This is a genomic window from Plantactinospora sp. KLBMP9567 (assembly GCF_033446045.1).
GTDB lineage: Bacteria > Actinomycetota > Actinomycetes > Mycobacteriales > Micromonosporaceae > Plantactinospora.
This window is the reverse complement of the sequence record NZ_JAWQRR010000004.1, coordinates 20,850-38,392: the sequence shown is the minus strand read 5'-3', so window position 1 is coordinate 38,392 and position 17,543 is coordinate 20,850. Positions and strand designations below refer to the sequence as shown.

Annotated in this window: 14 protein-coding genes; 8 read left to right on the top strand and 6 right to left on the bottom strand. The window is 73.7% G+C overall.

Translation table 11 applies throughout. The features are described from left to right. The first annotated feature begins 190 nt into the window (after window positions 1-190). The 5 genes from lanKC to R6Y94_RS01945 all read left to right on the top strand — a co-directional run bounded on the left by lanKC (window position 191) and on the right by R6Y94_RS01945 (window position 8,475). Window positions 191-3,022: a class III lanthionine synthetase LanKC gene (gene lanKC, locus R6Y94_RS01965; protein WP_318393999.1), complete on the top strand. Its 2,832-nt coding sequence runs from the start codon at window positions 191-193 to the stop codon at window positions 3,020-3,022. A 16-nt stretch (window positions 3,023-3,038) separates the two neighbouring features. Beyond that, complete coding sequence (locus R6Y94_RS01960; protein ID WP_101366223.1) at window positions 3,039-3,167, top strand: SapB/AmfS family lanthipeptide; 129 nt, start codon at window positions 3,039-3,041, stop codon at window positions 3,165-3,167. Window positions 3,168-3,244: 77 nt separating this feature from the next. Then, window positions 3,245-5,107: an ABC transporter ATP-binding protein gene (locus R6Y94_RS01955; RefSeq protein WP_318393998.1), complete on the top strand. Its 1,863-nt coding sequence runs from the start codon at window positions 3,245-3,247 to the stop codon at window positions 5,105-5,107. Next, window positions 5,104-6,966: an ABC transporter ATP-binding protein gene (locus tag R6Y94_RS01950; protein ID WP_318393997.1), complete on the top strand. Its 1,863-nt coding sequence runs from the start codon at window positions 5,104-5,106 to the stop codon at window positions 6,964-6,966. Before R6Y94_RS01955 ends, R6Y94_RS01950 begins: the two co-directional genes overlap by 4 nt. A 30-nt stretch (window positions 6,967-6,996) precedes the next feature. Next, on the top strand, window positions 6,997-8,475 hold the full coding sequence (locus R6Y94_RS01945) for a carbamoyltransferase C-terminal domain-containing protein (protein WP_318393996.1): 1,479 nt from the start codon (window positions 6,997-6,999) through the stop codon (window positions 8,473-8,475). Between the two features lie 111 nt (window positions 8,476-8,586). Here R6Y94_RS01945 and R6Y94_RS01940 read toward each other — a convergent pair whose 3' ends face one another. Further along, window positions 8,587-9,219, bottom strand: a complete 633-nt coding sequence (locus R6Y94_RS01940; protein WP_318393995.1) for a TetR/AcrR family transcriptional regulator — start codon at window positions 9,217-9,219, stop codon at window positions 8,587-8,589. Window positions 9,220-9,429: 210 nt separating this feature from the next. Between R6Y94_RS01940 and R6Y94_RS01935 the strand changes: the two genes are divergently transcribed. After that, window positions 9,430-10,467, top strand: coding sequence for an aldo/keto reductase (locus R6Y94_RS01935; RefSeq protein WP_318393994.1), 1,038 nt, complete (start codon window positions 9,430-9,432; stop codon window positions 10,465-10,467). Between the two features lie 85 nt (window positions 10,468-10,552). On the opposite strand, the gene R6Y94_RS01930 is transcribed toward R6Y94_RS01935, so the two are convergent. The 3 genes from R6Y94_RS01930 to R6Y94_RS01920 all read right to left on the bottom strand — a co-directional run bounded on the left by R6Y94_RS01930 (window position 10,553) and on the right by R6Y94_RS01920 (window position 12,756). Then, on the bottom strand, window positions 10,553-11,152 hold the full coding sequence (locus R6Y94_RS01930) for a response regulator transcription factor (RefSeq protein WP_318393993.1): 600 nt from the start codon (window positions 11,150-11,152) through the stop codon (window positions 10,553-10,555). A 98-nt stretch (window positions 11,153-11,250) separates the two neighbouring features. Further along, window positions 11,251-11,856, bottom strand: a complete 606-nt coding sequence (locus R6Y94_RS01925; protein ID WP_318393992.1) for a response regulator transcription factor — start codon at window positions 11,854-11,856, stop codon at window positions 11,251-11,253. Between the two features lie 234 nt (window positions 11,857-12,090). Then, a complete protein-coding gene (locus R6Y94_RS01920; RefSeq protein ID WP_318393991.1) occupies window positions 12,091-12,756 on the bottom strand; it encodes a hypothetical protein in 666 nt (221 codons plus the stop codon). A 396-nt stretch (window positions 12,757-13,152) separates the two neighbouring features. Here R6Y94_RS01920 and R6Y94_RS01915 point away from each other — a divergent pair, with 396 nt between their 5' ends. Next, window positions 13,153-13,389 carry a hypothetical protein gene (locus R6Y94_RS01915; protein ID WP_318393990.1) on the top strand — a complete coding sequence of 79 codons (237 nt, stop codon included), beginning with the start codon at window positions 13,153-13,155 and terminating at the stop codon, window positions 13,387-13,389. A 167-nt stretch (window positions 13,390-13,556) separates the two neighbouring features. After that, on the top strand, window positions 13,557-14,756 hold the full coding sequence (locus tag R6Y94_RS01910; RefSeq protein WP_318393989.1) for a PLP-dependent aminotransferase family protein: 1,200 nt from the start codon (window positions 13,557-13,559) through the stop codon (window positions 14,754-14,756). Between the two features lie 28 nt (window positions 14,757-14,784). On the opposite strand, the gene R6Y94_RS01905 is transcribed toward R6Y94_RS01910, so the two are convergent. After that, window positions 14,785-16,365, bottom strand: coding sequence for an asparagine synthetase B family protein (locus R6Y94_RS01905; protein ID WP_318393988.1), 1,581 nt, complete (start codon window positions 16,363-16,365; stop codon window positions 14,785-14,787). Window positions 16,366-16,370: 5 nt separating this feature from the next. Further along, on the bottom strand, window positions 16,371-17,372 hold the full coding sequence (locus R6Y94_RS01900) for a hypothetical protein (RefSeq protein WP_318393987.1): 1,002 nt from the start codon (window positions 17,370-17,372) through the stop codon (window positions 16,371-16,373). Between the last annotated feature and the right edge of the window lie 171 nt (window positions 17,373-17,543).

Sequence of the window (17,543 nt, the reverse complement as noted above, 5' to 3'; positions counted from 1 at the left end):
TGGTATATCCGGATTTAGCTATATAGATAATCTTCATTCACGTGCGAGCCCTGACATTTGTCATAGGTACCCGTGCACGACGCACCCCTGGGGATGACTTAACACACTAGTAACACCTCGGATCCGACCAGGAGACTCGGATGTGTCGATGAAGCACGGTCGCCCAGGGACCACCCGAGGAGCCGCGACGATGGACGAAAGATACGACGCCTACTGCGCGGTCGATCCGCTGTTCTACGACTCCCTCAGCACCACCTCCGCAACCACCGCCGCCGGGTTCGCGGCCGCCGACCGCCAGGTGCCGACCGGCTGGCAGCGCGAGCCGAGCGACGACTGGCTGGTCTACGGTCCCGAGAACGGCAAGCTGCCCCAGCAGGGCTGGAAGATCCACGTGTCGGCCTGCCTGGACAACGCCGACCGGATCCTGGACACCGTCTTCGACTACTGCGTCCCCCGGGGAATGTCGTTCAAGTTCCTCCGCGGCCCGCGGATGCTCCTGATGCGCAACTCGAAGTACGCACGGCGCGGCTCCAGCGGCAAGTTCGTCACCATCTACCCCCGGGACGAGGCCGAACTCGAACTGGCCTGCAAGGAACTCGCCGAGCGGCTGGACGGCGAGGCCGGGCCGTACATCCTCAGTGACCTGCGCTACGGCGCCGGCCCGGTCTACCTGAGGTACGGCGGCTTCGCCGCCCGGTACTGCGTCGGCGCCGACGGCCAGGTGGTACCCGCCGTCGAGGACGGCACCGGCACCCTGGTACCGGACCGGCGCGACCCGGTCTTCCACGTACCGGACTGGGTGACCCTGCCCGAGTTCCTCGGCCCGCACCTCGCCGCCCGCAACGCGACCACCACGACGGATCTGCCGTACCGGATCGAACGCGTGATCCACTTCTCCAACGGCGGCGGCTTGTACGTCGGCCGGGACACCCGCGGCGACAGTCGGGTGGTGCTGAAGGAGGCCCGCCCGCACGCCGGGCTGGACGCCACCGGCACGGACGCGATCACGAGGCTGCACCGCGAGGCTGAGATGCTCCGCCGGCTCGCCGACGTGCCGGGGATCGCCCGGGTGCACGACGAGTTCGTCCTCGGTGACCACCACTTCCTCGCCCTGGAGTTCGTCGAGGGCCGCGCGCTGAACAAGCTGGTCGTCGAGCGGTACCCGCTGGTCGACGCGGATGCCACTCCGGCCGAGTTGGCCGACTACACGGACTGGGCGCTGCGGATCCACGCGCAGGTGCAGCGGACCGTGCAGGCGATCGCGGCGCACGGCATCGTCTACGGCGACCTGCACCTGTTCAACATCATGGTCGGGCCGGACGACCGGGTCACCCTGATCGACTTCGAGGTCGCCGCCCCGGTCACCGAGGCGAGCCGACCCGCACTGCGCAACCAGGCGTTCGCCGCCCCGCGCGACCGGACCGGCCTCGCCGTGGACCGCTACGCCCTGGCCTGCCTCCGGCTCGCGCTGTTCCTGCCGCTGACCCAGATGGTCCGGCTGGCCCCGGCCAAGGCCGCGCACCTCGCCGACGTGGTCGCCGCGCACTTCCCGGTACCGCGCAAGTTCCTGGACGCGGCCGTCGCCGAGATCACCGGCGGCGCCGCCCGCCCCGGCGGACCCGGCGGCCGTTCCGACGAGACAGCCACCCGGATCGACGAGACAGCCACCCGGATCGGCGGGGCCTCGACACGGGCCGGCGAGGTGCCAGCCGGTCCGGCCGAGGGCTCGGCACGGGTCGGGACGGGCCACCCGGTGCCCGGAGCCGACGACTTCGCCGCCGGCCCGTCGGCCTGGCCGAGGCTGCGTGACCGGGTCGCCGGCGCCATCCTCGGCAGCGCGACGCCGGACCGCGACGACCGGCTCTTCCCCGGCGACATCGACCAGTTCCGTACCGGCGGACTCAACCTCTCCTACGGCGCGGCCGGCGTCCTGCACGCGCTGCACGCCACCGGCGCCGGCCGGTACCCGGAGTACGAGGACTGGCTGGTGAAGCGGGCGCTGCACCCGGCCTCCGGCACCCGCTGCGGCTTCTACGACGGGTTGCACGGGGTGGCGTACGCCCTGGAGCACCTCGGCCGGCGGCAGGACGCGCTCGACGTAATCGACATCTGCCTCGGAGAGCCCTGGGAAGAACTCGGCGAGGACCTGGTGAGTGGGCTCTCCGGCATTGCGCTCAACCTCGCCGAGATGGCCGGCCGGACCGGCGAACCGACGTTACGGCAGGCCGCCTGGCGCGCCGCCGAACTGGTCGCCGACCGGTCGACCGACGGCGCCGGTGCGCCGGCCGGAGGCGACACCGCCGGCAGCACCGGCGCCGGAGCGCAGATCAGCGGCGGGCAGCACCCGTACGCGGGACTGACCCGGGGGCGTACCGGCCCGGCCCTGATGTTCCTCCGGCTCTACGAGTGCAGCGGCGACACCGAACTGCTGGACCGGGCCGACGACGCGCTCCGGCACGACCTGCGCCGGTGCGTGGTACGCCCGGACGGGGCGCTGGAGGTCAACGAGGGCTGGCGCACCATGCCGTACCTGGCACACGGCAGCGTCGGCATCGGACTGGTGCTCGACCAGTACCTCCGGCACCGGCCGGACCCCGAACTCGCCGAGTCCGCCGACGCGGTCCGGCGGGCCGCCAGGGCCCCGTTCTACGCGCAGTCCGGACTCTTCGCCGGGCGGGCCGGCATCATCGCCTACCTCGCCGCGCGGACGGCCGACCGGAGTCTCCCGGCCGGGGAGCACCCGAGCGGTGCGGGGCCGGACCGGGCCGACGACCGGGCCGAACTGGACCGTCAGGTGGGCCGGCTGGCCTGGCACGCGCTGCCGTACCGGGACTTCCTCGCCTTCCCCGGCGAGCAACTGCTGCGGCTGTCGATGGACCTGGCCACCGGAAGCGCGGGCGTACTGCTCGCCACCGGGATGGCCCGGCACGACGAGCCGGTGACGCTGCCCTTCCTCGCGCCGCTGACCGGCGCGACCAGACTCCCCTCGCTGCCGCGAGGGGCACATCGGACCGACATCTAGGAGGAGGTGAACACACATGGCGCTTCTGGACCTTCAGGGGATGGAGCTGGCCGACCGCACCGGTGGTGGCGGCGGTGGCGGCGGTAGCCGCGCGAGCCTGCTGCTGTGCGGCGACAGCTCGCTGTCCGTGACGACCTGCAACTGATCAGGTCAGCATCGGGGCCCTGGGTGGGCAGACGTCCCCACCCAGGGCAACCCCGTGTCGACGGGAGGGTGGTAGGCGTGGCCGCCGACGGGAACCGGCTGTTCCAGGCCGACGGGAACCGGCTTCTTCGGCAGGCGATCGCGTACGGCGGCGGCTGGACCGTCACCCTCGGGGCCGCCGCGCTGCTCGGCGCGGCGGCCGAACTGCTGTTGCCGGCCGCCCTCGGGCTGGCCGTGGACGCCGCGCTCGGCGAGACAGACCGGCGGTGGCCGCTGGCCGCCTGCGGCCTGGTCGTGCTGATCGTCGCCACCGACACGCTGAGCAATCTGGCCGGCGGAGCCGGCACCGCCCGCACCACCGCACGGCTCCGGCACCGGCTGCTGGGGCACCTGCTCGCGCTCGATCCGCGCCGCGCCGCCCGCTATCCGGTGGGCGACCTGGTCGGCCGGCTGGTCGGGCAGGCAGCCGACTCCGGGCAGGCGGGCAGCACCGTGGTACTCGGCGTGACCGCCGCGCTGCCCCCGCTGGGCAGCGTCGTCGCACTGCTGCTGCTCGACTGGCGCCTCGCCGTCACGTTCGGTGCCGGGCTGCTGCTGCTCGCCGTCGGTCTGCGGGCCTTCGTCACCGACGCCTCGGCCGCCGCCGCCGGCTATCTCGGGGTACAGGGTCGGATCGCCGGGTGGCTCACCGAGGCGCTGCACGGCGCCCGTACCATCGCCGCCGCCGGCACCGTCCGGGCCGAGATCGACCGGGTACTCGCCCCGCTGCCGCAACTGCGCGCGCACGGTACCCGCACCTGGACCACCCTGGCCCGGGCCTCGGGCCGGACCGCCGCGGTGGCTCCGCTGCTGCAACTGGCGATCGTCGCGGTCGGCGGCTGGTCGGTCACTGACGGGCGGCTCACCCCGGGCCAGCTCTTCGCCGCGGTGCAGTACGCCGCGCTCGGCGCCGGCCTGGGCAGCATCGTCGCCACGCTCAACCGGCTGGTCCGGACCCGGGCCGGCGCGCAGCGGGTCGCCGCCGTACTGGCCGAACCACCCCGGACGTACGGGACGGCGACGCTGCCCGCCGGCACCGGCCGGCTGGTCCTCTCCAGCGTGACCGTCTACGCCGACGACGGCCGGCCGGTGCTGGACGGAATCGACCTGCGGGTACCGCACGGCGCCACGATCGCCGTCGTCGGCCCGTCCGGAGCCGGCAAGTCGACCCTGGCCGCGGTCGCCGGCCGGCTCCGGGACCCCGACGCCGGCGAAGTGCTGCTGGACGGGGTACCGCTGCGTCAGCTGAGCCGGTCCGCCCTGCGACACGCGGTCGGATACGGCTTCGAACGGCCGGTGCTGATCGGCGACACGATCGCGGAGGCGATCACGCTCGGCTCCGGTGCGCCGCCCCACACCAAATGGGCGACCGTCGACGGGCAGCCCGACACCGGACAGGCGACCGTCGACCGGCAGCCCGACACCAAACAGGCAACCATCGACCGGCGACGGGCCGCCGGGCAGCTCGTCGCGGTGGCCCGGGCCGCCGCGATCGACGAGTTCGTCGAGCGGCTGCCGGACGGCTACCACAGCCGGCTCGAGGCGACCCCGATGTCCGGCGGCGAGGCACAGCGGCTCGGCCTGGCCCGGTCCCTGCACGCCCAGCGGCTGCTGATCCTCGACGACGCGACGTCCAGCCTGGACACCGCGACCGAGCACCGCATCGCGACGGCCGTCGCCGCGCACCCGGACCGGCGTACCCGACTGGTCGTGACCCACCGGGTGGCCACCGCCACCGCTGCCGACCTGGTCGCCTGGCTGGACGGCGGCCGGCTACGGGGCGTCGGCCCGCACCGGGAGCTGTGGCGGGATCCGGCCTACCGAGCCGTATTCACCGCGTCGGCGCTGCCCCGGACGGAGCCCACCGGGCCGGTGGAGCCACCGGTCGAGGCGGTTCGATGAGCCCCGTCGTCCGGTTCACCGCCGCCGCGCTGCGCCGCCGGGCCGGCCCGCTCGGCCGGCTCGCCGGCTGGTCGGCCGCCGAGGCGCTGCCGATCCTGCTCGCCGGGTACCTGACCGCGCGGGCCGTGGACGACGGGTTCCTGGCTGGTCGGCCGGGCACCGGACTGGGCTGGCTCGGCGTACTGGCCGTCGCGGTCGCGATCGGGGCGGTCGGCACCAGCCGGGCGTACGCCTGCCTCGGCGACATCGTCGAGCCGCTCCGCGACGAGCTGGCGGAACGGGTCGTCACCGGGGCGCTGCACCGGTCGACCGCGGCCGGAGCCCGCCCGGAGACCGCCGCGGTGGCCCGGTTGACCCACCAGGTGGAGATCGTCCGGGACACCTTCGCCGGGCTGGTGATGGTGGTCCGGGGTTTCCTGTTCACCGCCGGGGCGGCCCTGCTCGGGCTCTTCTCGCTGACCCCGGTGGTGGCCGGGGTGGTCGCGGTACCGCTGATCGCCGGGCTGGTGCTGTTCGCCGCCGCGCTGCCGGCGATGGTCGCCCGGCAGCGCGACTACGTCCGTGCCGACGAGCGGCTCGGTGAGGCGGCCGGCACCGCCCTCGCCGGCCACCGGGACGTGGTGGCGTGCGGCGCGCAGGAGATCGTCGCCGACCGGGTGGGCCGGCAGGTGGACCGGCAGGCCGGGGCCGAGCACGCGCTGGCCCGGATGGCCGCGCTGCGCAGCCTCAGCCTCGCGGTCGGCGGCTGGCTGCCGCTGGCGGTACTGCTGCTGGCCGCTCCGTGGCTGGTCCGGCGCGGGCTCACCGCCGGTGCGGTGCTCGGCGCCCTGGTGTACGTCGCCACCGGTCTCCAGCCGGCGCTGCACGCGCTGGTGCAGGGCGTGGCTGGCGGCGGACTCCGGTTCGCGGTGACGCTGGACCGGATCCTCGACGCCACCACGCCGTCGACCAGCCCCACCACCGTCGGGCGCGTCGCGGCCGAGCCGCCTCGCACGGGGGCTGCCGCAGCCGCCCTCCCCGCAGACGCCGTAGCGCCCCTGCCATCGGATGCCGTCGGGTCCGGACCCGGCACCGGACCACCGGACACCGGCACCCGACCGCCGGGCAGCGGGACCCGGTTGGCCTGGGCGGAGCTGCGCGGTGTGACCTTCCGCTACGGCCCACGGGCCCGTCCGGTCCTCGACGGCTTCGACCTCACCGTCGCCGAGGGGGCCCACCTGGCGGTGGTGGGACCGAGCGGGACCGGCAAGTCCACCCTGGCCGGGCTGGTCGCCGGGCTGCTCCGGCCGCAGGCCGGGACGGTGCTGCTCGGCGGGACACCGGTCGATGGCGCCGGGCCGGCCACGCTGGCCCGGCATCGGGTACTGATCCCGCAGGAGGCGTACGTCTTCACCGGCACCCTGCTGGACAACCTGCGCTACCTCCGGCCCGACGCGCGGCACAGCCAGGTCGACGCGGCGGTACACCGGCTGGGCCTGCTGCCGCTGGTACGCCGCCTCGGCGGGCTGGCCGCGACGGTGGACCCCACGGTGCTCTCCGCCGGCGAACGGCAACTCGTGGCGGCGGTACGCGCATACCTCTCCCCCGCGCCGCTGGCGATCCTGGACGAGGCGACCTGCCACCTGGACCCGGTGGCCGAGGCGACGGTCGAAGACGCCTTCGGCACCCGTCCCGGTGCGCTGGTGGTGGTCGCCCACCGGATCAGTTCGGCACTGCGGGCCCGGCAGGTGCTGATCCTCGACGGCGGTCCCCCACTGTGCGGCCGGCACGACGAACTGCTGACCCGCTCGGCGACCTACCGGGAACTGGTCGGGCACTGGCAGGGCGATCCCGTTGCGGCCGGGGTGGCCACTGGCTAGCCGAGGCGGCCGATAGATAGAGTTGGCTCGATGGCAGTCATGCACATCCTCGGCCTCAGCGCGCTGTCGCACGACGCGTCGGCATGTGTCGTACGGGATGACGAGATCCTCTTCGCCGGCCACGCCGAACGCTACTCACGCCGGAAGAACGATCCCGACCTCACCCCCGGGCTGCTCGCCGAGGCGCTCTCCTGGGGGCGCCCGGACCTGGTCGCCTGGTACGAGCATCCGCTGTGGAAGAAGCTGCGCCACCTACGGGCCGGGCAGTTCCGGCACGCGGTGGCCGTCGACGACCTCCCCCGCCGCTACCTGGCCCGGCTCGACCTGCCGGAGCTGCGCGGCGTGCCGATCCGGTACGTGGGGCACCATCACTCGCACGCCGCCGCCGGGCACTTCACCAGCGGTGAGCGGCACACGGCCGTACTCACCGCCGACGCGATCGGCGAGTTCGAGACGCTGACCCTCGGCGAGTTCTCCGACGGCGTCTACCGGGTCCTCGCCCGCTGCCGATATCCACACAGCCTCGGGCTGCTCTACAGCGCCTTCACCCGGCGCTGTGGGTTCAAGCCGAACGAGGAGGAGTTCATCGTGATGGGGCTGGCCGCGCTCGGTCGACCCCGGTACGTGGCGCAGCTCAAGGCGGACCTGATCGAACTCACCCCGCCCACCTTCCGGCTGCGCCGCAACGTGCACCGGGGCATCGGCGACTGGCAGCCCCGGGCCGATCCGGCGGATCTGGCGGCGAGCATCCAGGCGGTGACCGAGGAGGTCCTGCTCGGGGCGGCGCGCTGGCTGCGGACCCGGGTCGACGCGGCGACGCTGACCGTGATGGGTGGGCTGGGGCTCAACTGCGTCGCCAACGAACTGCTCGCCCGGCGCAGCGGCTTCGACCGGGTGACCCTGCTGCCGAACCCCGGGGACGCCGGGTCGAGCCTCGGCGCGGCGGCGGCGGTCCTCGGCCACCAGCTCAACTGGACCGGGCCGTACCTGGGAACCCTGATCGGGGGTGACTACCCGGTCGCGCCCCTGGCCGAGGCGCTGGCCGCCGGGACGGTGGTGGGAGTGGCCCGGGGTCGGGCCGAGTTCGGTCCCCGGGCGCTCGGCAACCGCTCGCTGCTGGCCGATCCGCGCGCTCCGGACAGCCGGGACCGGGTCAACCGGGTGAAGGGGCGGGAGCCGTTCCGCCCGTTCGCCCCGGTGGTCCGGCAGGAGGTCGCCGAGAGGTACTTCGACATGCCGGTCGGCGCGTCGCCGTACATGCAGTTCACCGCCCGGTGTCGGGATCCCCGGGCGTTTCCCGGGATCGTGCACGTGGACGGGACGTCCCGGGTGCAGACCGTGACCCGGGACCAGCACCCGGGCCTGTACGACCTGCTCGGCGAGTACGAGCGGCGGACCGGCTGCCCGATCCTGCTCAACACCAGCCTGAACCTGAAGGGTGAACCGCTGGTCAACGACGTGGCGGACGCCCGCCGGTTCAGCAGCCGGACGGGCGTGCCCGTGCTGTGAGCCGGCTCCGGCCGGTCGACCCGTCGTCCCCGCTCGGCGTCGTCCGGCCAGACGCGGGTCCGGTGCGGCGGCCGGATCGGCGACGGCCCGACGTGGTACCGGTGCGGGGGGTCAGCTCGTCGTCGCCGGCCGTCGATAGACGCCGTGCCACCAGATCAGCGCGAGTTCGCGGGCGAACGAAGCGTCACCGCTGGCGTCGCCGCCGGAACTGGCGACGTGGTCGATGATGGCTGTCTCGCCGCCTGCCACGATCACCCGGCTGGCGGAGTGCACGTCGAGGTCGGCCGGCGCCCGGCCGGTCCGCTGTTCCTCGCCGAGGATCGTGACGGTGTTGTCGAGGAACCGCACCAGGCCGCCGCGCCAGAACTCCCGTACCGCCGGGTCGTAGGCGGCGACCTCGTTGACGGCGTTGATCACGGCGGCGTACCGGCGGTGGATCCCGAGTATCCGGAGGAAGGCGTCCGCCAGGGCGTCGATGCCGTCCTCCGGCCGCCAGGCGCTCGCGATGTCGAAACCGGCCGTCTGCATCGTGCCGGCCAGCCGCATGAGCAGCTCGGACTTGTCGCGGAAGTGGGTGTAGAAGGTCGACCGGGCCACGCCGGCCATCGCGGCGATCCGCTGCACGCCCAGCTCGGTGAAGCTCGCCCCCTCGACCAGGAGCCGCTCGGTCGCGGCCAGGACCTGGGCCTCGACCGAGGCACGCCGGTCGGGGTCGGGCGCGCGGCGCCGGGTGATCGATGGCATGCCGGAAATCTTAGGTCGGCCCGTCCGGGTGGGGCACCGACCGCCATCGCGTGGTCGACGACCTGCTCAGGGTCGGATCGGCGGCGTCGAGGACCGCGGCCCGGGAGGGCGGGATAGCATTGCGCCGGACACCCTGTCCGACGTACTGTCCGGGTCAGGCTCGGCGGCCGGACGCGGCCGCGAATCGACCACGACGCAGAGGGGCAACACGTGAAATACCGCCTGCTAGGGCGTACCGGAGTGTGGGTCTCGGAGATCTCGCTGGGCGCGATGACCTTCGGTGGGGGAAATCACCCGATCTACCGCCAGTTGGGCGCCCTCGGCCGGGAGGACGTCGACCGGATCGTCGGCACGGCACTCGACGCCGGGATCAACTTCATCGACACCGCCAACGTCTACAGCGACGGCGAGTCCGAGGAGCTGCTCGGCCAGGTGCTCGGGCAACGGCGGCAGGACGTCGTACTCGCCACCAAGGTGCACGCGCCGACAGGCCCCGGCCCCAACGACCACGGCCAGTCGCGGCTGCACGTCATGCGGGCGTTGGAGGACAGCCTGCGGCGGCTGCGGACCGACCACATCGACCTGTACCAGCTCCACAACTTCGACCACCTGACCCCGTTCGAGGAGACGCTGCGCGCCCTCGACGACGCCGTACGCCAGGGCAAGGTGCGCTACATCGGCTGCGCCAACCTGGCCGCCTGGCAGGTCAGCCGGGCGCTCGGCATCTCCGCCCGGCACGGTTGGGCCGGTCTTGTCTCCGTCCAGGCCCACTACTCCCTGGTCGGCCGGGACGCCGAGCGGGACCTCTTGCCGATGGCCGAGGCGGAGGGGGTGGGGCTGACGGTCTGGAGCCCGCTGGCCGGCGGTTTCCTGGCCGGCAAGACCGACCGGACCGGCACAGTGACCGACGGCGGTTCCCGGCAGGCACACCCGGAGTACTCCCAGTTCCCGTTGATCGACCCGGCGCGCGGGCACGAGGTGCTCGACGTACTGCGGGCGGTGGCCGCCCGGCACCGGGCCAGCCCGGCCCGGGTCGCGCTCGCCTGGCTACTGAGCCGCTCGACGGTGACCAGCGTCATCGTCGGTGCCCGCCGGGTCGACCAGCTCGCCGACAACATCGCCGCCACCGAGCTGGCCCTCAGCCCGCAGGATCTCGCCCAACTCGACGAGGTCAGCAGCCTGCCGCCGGCCTATCCGAACTGGATCCAGCAGGCCTTCGCCGGCGCCCGGTCACCCCGGCAGGGCTGACCCGAGCCTGTGGAACGCAACGGCGGGCGGGACGGCGATCGTCCCGCCCGCCACCGGTCTGGGGCCGCCGACCCGGTCGACCGGTTCAGATCCAGCCCTTCTCCCGGGCGATCCGGATCGCCTCGATCCGGGTACGCGCGCCGGTCTTGCCGGCGATCCGTGACAGATGGTTCCGCACGGTGCCGGCGGACAGCGACAGCTTGCTGGCGATCTCCACCACCGGCCACCCTTCGGCGGCGATCTCCAGCACCTCCACCTCCCGTTCGGTGAGCGGGTTGTCCCGGCTGAGCGCCGCGACCACCAGATCCGCGTCCACGACGGAACCCCCGCGGGCGAGCCGGCGGACCGCCTCGACCACCCGCTCCGGCGCGACGTCACTGCCGAGGAACCCGAGACGCTGGCACTGGGCCCGCAACGCGTCCCCGAGCACCCTCGGCCGGCGCGGGTCCACCAGTACCAGTACCGGAGGCGGTTCGGACGGGGCGACCCGGTTGGAGAGCGCCCCCGCCTCGAAGAGCTTGACGTCCGCGATGGCCACGTCGGGACGCTGCATCCGCAGCGCCGTGCCGACGTCCTCGGCTCGGTCCACCTCCGCGACGACCTCGATGTCATCCTGAGTGGTCAGCACGAAGGCCAGGGCGCCACGGATGAGAGCGCCGTTCAGCGCGAGCAGCGTTCGGATCACGTTCCCCCCTGCTACTTGTCACCGCTAGATCACCCCGCGTGAACATTCAAACACGAGCACGCCGAGTACGCCCGTTGGAGCGACCGGAACCGTCGAGGTCAGATCCAACCCGCCCGCTGGGCCTGCCGGACCGCCTCCAGCCGGTTGCGGGTTCCGGTCTTGCGCAGGATCACCGAGAGGTGGTTGCGCACCGTGCCGTGTGCGAGAAAGAGCCGGCGGGCGATCTCCTTCAGCGGCAGACCCTCGGCGACCACCCGGAGCACCTCCAGTTCCCGGTTCGTCAGCGGGCTCTCCGGCGGGTTCAGCGCGGCGACGGCGGCGACCGGGTCGAACACCCGCTCGCCGAACGCCACCGCCCGGACCAGCCGGGCCAGCTCCGCCGGTGGCAGGTTCTTGTCCACGAAACCCCGGGCACCGGCCCGGATCGCCCGTTGCAGCGCCTCCGGGGTCAACTGGGTACTCAACGCCAGCACCGCGCTGCCCGGCGCCTGCACGCCGAGCTGCGCCACCACGTCGAGCATGTCGGCACCCGGCAGTTCCATGTCGACCACGACCACGTCCGGTCGTCTCCGACGGGCGACCGTCACCAGCTCAGCGGGCTCGTGGAGGTCCGCCACCACGTCCAGGTCCTCCTCACTCGACAACACCGCCCGCAACGCCCCCCGCAGCAAACCCATCTCCTCCACGATCACAATCCGGATCACGAGGTCACTCCGATCTCGGTACACAAACTCAGCGACAACGCGACGTCCGAGCGGGTCTCACCCCGGCCGGAGCCGATCACGAGCACGATTGAGTACGGCGCCGTCGGTCGGGCCCGCCACCTCGACGGGTACCGCGGTTCCCGGTGCACCGACGGAGGCTCCACCGCTGCTCCCGAAACGGGAACGGCCACGGCGGAGACGGAGAGCGACCGGGAGTACGGCCGCCGGAGCGGATCAGCCAGGCAAGGCTGGTACGCCCGGCGACCGGCCGGTGGGGCTGGCAGCTCCGTACGGGAGCACCGACGGAGTTCCCGTGGACGGCGACGAGCCGGCGCCGGCCGGCAGTGCGGTGGCCTGTCCACCGCTGGACGACGCAGGCCCGGCCTGCTGGGTGCCGGCACCGGTGCCGACGGGTGAGTGCGGAGTGGACGGAAGCCCGGAGTTGGTGCTCCGGGCGACGGCACGCGAGGCCGAGAGACCGCTCGCGCCCGCCGCACCGCCGGCACCCGGATCGAGCGAATGCCACAGTGGCACGGACGACCTGGGCGGCTCGGCGGGAACCGCGACCGGCGCAGGCGACTCGGCCAGGTCCGGCGGGAACGCCGATGGTGCCACGGCGGACGTGGGGGGCGGCTCGACCGGCTGGTGCGCCAGCAACAGCGGCGACGGTCCGCCGGAGTAGCCTCCGCGCGGAACCTCACCGACGACCTCCGGCACGCTACCGACGATTTCCGGTACCGTCCCGGCCAGCTCCGGCAACCGTACGACCACTTCCGGGACGCCTCGCACCACGTCCGGCAGCGCCCCCAGCACGACCGGTACCCCGGCCAGCAGGTCGGGCCGCGCACCGGTCAGCACGGGTACCCCGGTCGCCAGCGCCGGAAACGCACCGGTCAGCACGGGCGCCCCGGCCGGGATCCGAGGGACAGCCGCCGGCTGAAGTGGAGCGTCCCGGTCGGCGGCCGGGCGATGGGTCTGCGGCCTGCCCCGGCCCGGGCGGATCGGGGTGCTCGCACCGTCCAGTCGGGACGCGAGAGCCGGGCGCCAGCCGCCGGCCGCCGGCCCGGCAGGCTCCGGACGGGACGCGGAACCACCGCGCGCCGAGCCGGCGGCCGAGCCCTCCGGCTGCGGCCGCGACGCGGGCCCACCGCGTTCCGCCCCGGAGGGGTAACGGACCCGTTCCGCGGCGCCACGCTCCGGACGAGCGGACTCCGAACGGACACGCTCCGGACGGGCGGACTGCGAAGGGGCGGCGGGGCGAACGGTCTCGGGTGTCGCTTTTCGAGTCAACTGAACGTGATCGTCGAGGAGTTCCGGCAGCCCCGGCGCGACCGTCTCGGCGAGCGAGCCGAGCGGTTGCGGCCCGCCCGCCGGGACGCCGCGGTCACCGGCGAGCGCCGGTCCGTCGAACGTGGCGAGAAGGAGATATCCGGTCAGCGCACCGCCGCCGAGCAGGGCAATTCGGGTCAGCAGTCGGACAGCTCGCCGCCCGGGGACCGGCCGACCCGGACCCGGCACGTGCCGGACTGCTGAGACCACGGCCATGTCGTGAAGGCGCTCCTCAAGTAGGCGGACAGGGACGAAAGCGTAACGCAGTGTCTATCACGCCGCACCCGATACGCCACGCCGGCTCGCGGGCGCAGCCGGGAGTACCCGTTCACTCACGCCCCCGAAGGCACCCGCCGACCTATGGTGGGCGGGTGACCGCACCCCGCCCGCCCGTACTGCCCGTCGTGCAGTTCCGGAGCCAGGCCGGGACCATCGACCTCGGTTGGGGACACCCACATCCGGCGGCGCTGCCGATGGACGCCTGGGCCGAGGCGACCCACTCCGCGCTGCGCCGCTACGGTGCCGCCGCGCTCACCTACGGGCACGCGGCCGGCCCGGGTCCGCTGATCGAGTGGCTCTGCGAACGGCTGGCCGGGGTGGACGCCGGGGCGCCGGAGCCCGACCAGGTCTTCGTCACCGCGGGCGCGTCGCACGCGCTCGACCTCGTCGCCTCCGTCCTCTGCCGACCCGGCGACGTCGTACTGGTCGACTCCCCCACCTACCATCTGGCGCTGCGGGTGGTCGCCGACCACCGGGTCGACACGGTGCCCGCCCCCGCCGACGAGGACGGCATCGACCCCGCCGCCACCGCCGGGTTGATCCGGGCCATCACCCGGCAGGGCCGGCGGGTGGCGATGCTCTACCTGGTGCCGACGTTCAACAATCCGACCGGGCGGTCACTGCCGGCGCAGCGCCGCGCCGCCCTGCTGGCGGTGGCCGCCCGCACCGGCGTACCGGTGGTGGAGGACGACACCTATCGGGAACTCGCCTATCCCGCTCCGGCGCCGGCCTCGCTGTTCAGCGGCGCCGAGCCGGGGACCGTGGTCCGGATCGGCTCGTTCGCCAAGAGCGTCGCGCCCGGGCTGCGGCTCGGCTGGCTCACCGGTGCCCGACCACTGGTCGCGGCGGTGACCGCACGGGGCTATGTGGACAGTGGTGGCGGGGTCAACCATGCCGTGGCGCTGGCTATGGCCGAGTTCGCGGCGTCCGGCGCGTACCGGCGGCACGTCGAGGCGATCCGGATCCGGTACCGCCGGCAACGCGACGCGCTGGTGGCCGCCGTACGCGACGAGCTGCCGCAGGCCCGGTTCGTGGTACCCGGCGGTGGCTGGTTCCTGTGGCTGCGGCTGCCGCACCCGTACGGCGGCACCGACCTGCTGCCGTACGCCGAGGCCGCCGGGGTCTCGTACGTGCCCGGCCGGCAGTTCTTCGTGGCCGACACCGGGCACCGCCACCTGCGACTGTCGTACTCGATGTGTGACCCGGAGACGCTGGCCGAGGGGGTGCGCCGGCTGGCCGGGGCGTACCGGGAGGCCGGTCTGTCGAGCCGGTCCACCCCGCTGCCGGGCTGAACCGAAGGCGTTGCGCGCCCGCGGCGGCTCAGTTCTGCCGGCCGGAGCCGGTCAGCCGCCGCCACGCGGGGCCGACCTTCCATCTCGCCATCCCGGCCAGGTCACGGGCGTGTTCGAAGACGTCCGGCCCGGCCGCGCCCTTGGCGACCGCACGGTCGAGGTCGTGGCCGCAGCGCACCAGTACGGTGTCGAAGTCCCGGCGTACCGGTTCCAGCAGCTCATAGCCGAACGCCCGGTACTGGCGGGCGAAGAGTGCCCGGTACGGCCGCACCCCCTCGTGCAGCCCCGACCCGTACGCCATCGGCTCCCTCGGCCGGTCCCGGACGTACTCCGGCAGCAGGTCGGCGTACGCGTGCCGGGGCAGCCACCGCCGTCGTCCGTCCCGCAGTTTCAGCTCGGCCGGCAGCCGCATCGCCAACTCGACCAGCGACAGGTCGAGGAAGGGCGGCCGGGCCTCCACCCCGTGCCCGAGGCTGGTCCGGTCCATCCGCTGCAGTCCGGTACGGCAGAGGTTGCGGATCCGGTGCCGGAAAAGCCGGCCGGCCGCCTCCGGACCGACCCGGCCCGAGCCCGGATGCCCGCCGAAGAGGTCGTCGACGCCGTCGCCGGTGAGCACCACCCGGACGCCGAGATCGCGGACCCGCCGGAACAGCGGCACCGAGATGACCGCATCGATCAGGTCGGCGTACTCGGTGAGTTCGGAGATCCGGATGGCCGCCCGGATGTCGTCGAGCCGGATATCCCGGGGCTGGACCTCGATCACCTCGTGGTGCACACCGAGGTCGGCCGCGAGCCGGCGGGCGCACTTCACGTCCGCGCTGTCCGGGGTGCCGACGGTGAACGCCACGCAGTCGTGGTGGAGCTGCCGGACGTGCAGCAGGGCGAGGGTGCTGGCCAGGCCGCCGGAGAGCAGCACCCCGACGGTGAGGTCGGTGTCGACCCGGGCCCGGATGCTGTCCCGGACCGCTTCCCGGAGCAGCCCCGCCGCCTCCTCGGTGTCGCGGACCGGCGGCTGCCCGCCGCCGAGCCGGGCCAGGTCCAGGTAGGGCACCAGCTCCGGCCCGCTGACGGCGTCGGCCCAGCCGTGGTGCCCGGGCGGCAGCTCCGAGATCGGCGCACCGACCGGCACCAGCGCCTTGACCTCCGAGGCGACGTGCAGCCGGCGCAGGTGCCGGGACCAGTAGAGCGGGCGCACTCCGAGCGCATCGCGGGCCAGGTAGAGCCGTCCGGTGGCAGTGTCCGCGAGGGCGAACGCGAACTCGCCGCGCAGCCGGGTGACCGCCTCCGGTCCCCAGGCCAGGAACGCCTCCAGCACCACCTCGGTGTCGCTCTCGGTGCGCAGCGGCCGGCCGAGCCGGAGCAGTTCGGCGGCGAGTTCCCGGTGGTTGTAGACCTCGCCGTTGTAGCAGAGCAGCCACCGGCCGTCGGCGGAGCACCAGGGCTGGGCCGCGCGCTCCCGGTCGACGATCCGCAGCCGCTGGACGCCGGCCAGCAGATCGGGACCGAGCTGGGTCTCCGCCAGGTCGCCGCGCGGGGTGAGTTCCGCCATCATCCGGTGGAAGGTGCGGCGGTCGGCGCCGGGACCGAGCAGTAGGACGATGCCGGACATGCCGCTCAACCTCCCAGTGCGGTCAGGAAGTCGCGCCGCAGCCGGCTGGCCGCGCGCGGGCTGACACAGACGTGCCAGGTCTGACCCTCGTCGATCACGTTCACGTCGCCCCAGCCCTGCCGCTCCCGGAGCAGGGCGGCGACCATGCCGGGCGCGTCGAACCGGCGCAGCCAGGACATCTCCAGGTCCATCGCGTACCCGAGGCAGTGCCCGCTGGGCAGCATGGCCGCGTAGCCGAGGGCCCGGAGCCGGTGCTGGTGTTCGAGGCTGCGGGCGAGGCTGGTCACCCGCAACGGCGGGGTCGGCCCGGGGCGGCGCCGGGCGAGGTCCACGGCGAGCTGGTTGAGCAGTGCCACCACCTCGGGTCGGGTCCGGGTGGTCCGCGGCCCGGTACCGGCCGCCGGTACGCCGCCCCGGCCTGCCTGCGGTGTCGACGGTGGCCGGACCCGGCACCGGATCGCACGGGCCGCCCCGGCCAGCAGGTGCCCGGCCGGCCGACGGTAGCGGAACCGGAGCAGGTCGGTGCGGCGGAGTGCCTCAAGGTCGACCAGGTCGGCCGAGCCGTGCAGGTCGTCGTCGGTCGGAAAGCCGGGCAGGTGTCCCCACCACATGACGTCGATCCGGGAGAGCAGGTAGATCCGGATCAGCCCGGCGAGATTGCGGGCGGCGCCGCGGTTGTTCGGCCGGTAGTCGCGGATTTCCCGGACGAGCCGGTCGGTGGCGTCGGCGGCACCGCCGGCCAGCCCGCCGACCCCGGCGGCGAAGTCCGGGCGGGTGAGCCGGTCCGTCAGGACCCGCTCCAGCCTCGGCAGGTCGTCGCGGCCGGCGTAGCCGGCCACCTCGGTGAGCAGGTCCGCCACCGCCGCCCGGTATCCGACCAGTTCGGACAGGGACGCTCCGGTGACGGGACCGGGACGCGGGGGCCGGCCGGCGATCACGCGCCCCTGCTGCTGCCCGCTCGGCCGGATCCGTGATCCGACCCCCCCGGCGACCTCTTGGCTGGGCATCTCCGGCCTCTCCCAGGTTTCGGCGTGACCCCGAAAAGTACTGCCGGTTTTGACCGTAACACCCGATAAACCAGAAAAACGCGCGTTGCTTCGGTTGTCCCTGCCGACGACGCGGGCACTACTCCCGTCGGCAGCCGATCGGAAGGTGCCGGCAGGTCACCTTTGGAACGT

Bases quoted from the DNA above. Each gene is read 5' to 3' on its own strand.
- R6Y94_RS01950 (WP_318393997.1), top strand. From the start codon at position 5,104: ATGAGCCCCGTCGTCCGGTTCACCGCCGCCGCGCTGCGCCGCCGGGCC.
- R6Y94_RS01945 (WP_318393996.1), top strand. From the start codon at position 6,997: ATGGCAGTCATGCACATCCTCGGCCTCAGCGCGCTGTCGCACGACGCG.
- R6Y94_RS01900 (WP_318393987.1), bottom strand. From the start codon at position 17,372: ATGCCCAGCCAAGAGGTCGCCGGGGGGGTCGGATCACGGATCCGGCCG.
- R6Y94_RS01905 (WP_318393988.1), bottom strand. From the start codon at position 16,365: ATGTCCGGCATCGTCCTACTGCTCGGTCCCGGCGCCGACCGCCGCACC.
- R6Y94_RS01940 (WP_318393995.1), bottom strand. From the start codon at position 9,219: ATGCCATCGATCACCCGGCGCCGCGCGCCCGACCCCGACCGGCGTGCC.
- R6Y94_RS01960 (WP_101366223.1), top strand. From the start codon at position 3,039: ATGGCGCTTCTGGACCTTCAGGGGATGGAGCTGGCCGACCGCACCGGT.
- lanKC (WP_318393999.1), top strand. From the start codon at position 191: ATGGACGAAAGATACGACGCCTACTGCGCGGTCGATCCGCTGTTCTAC.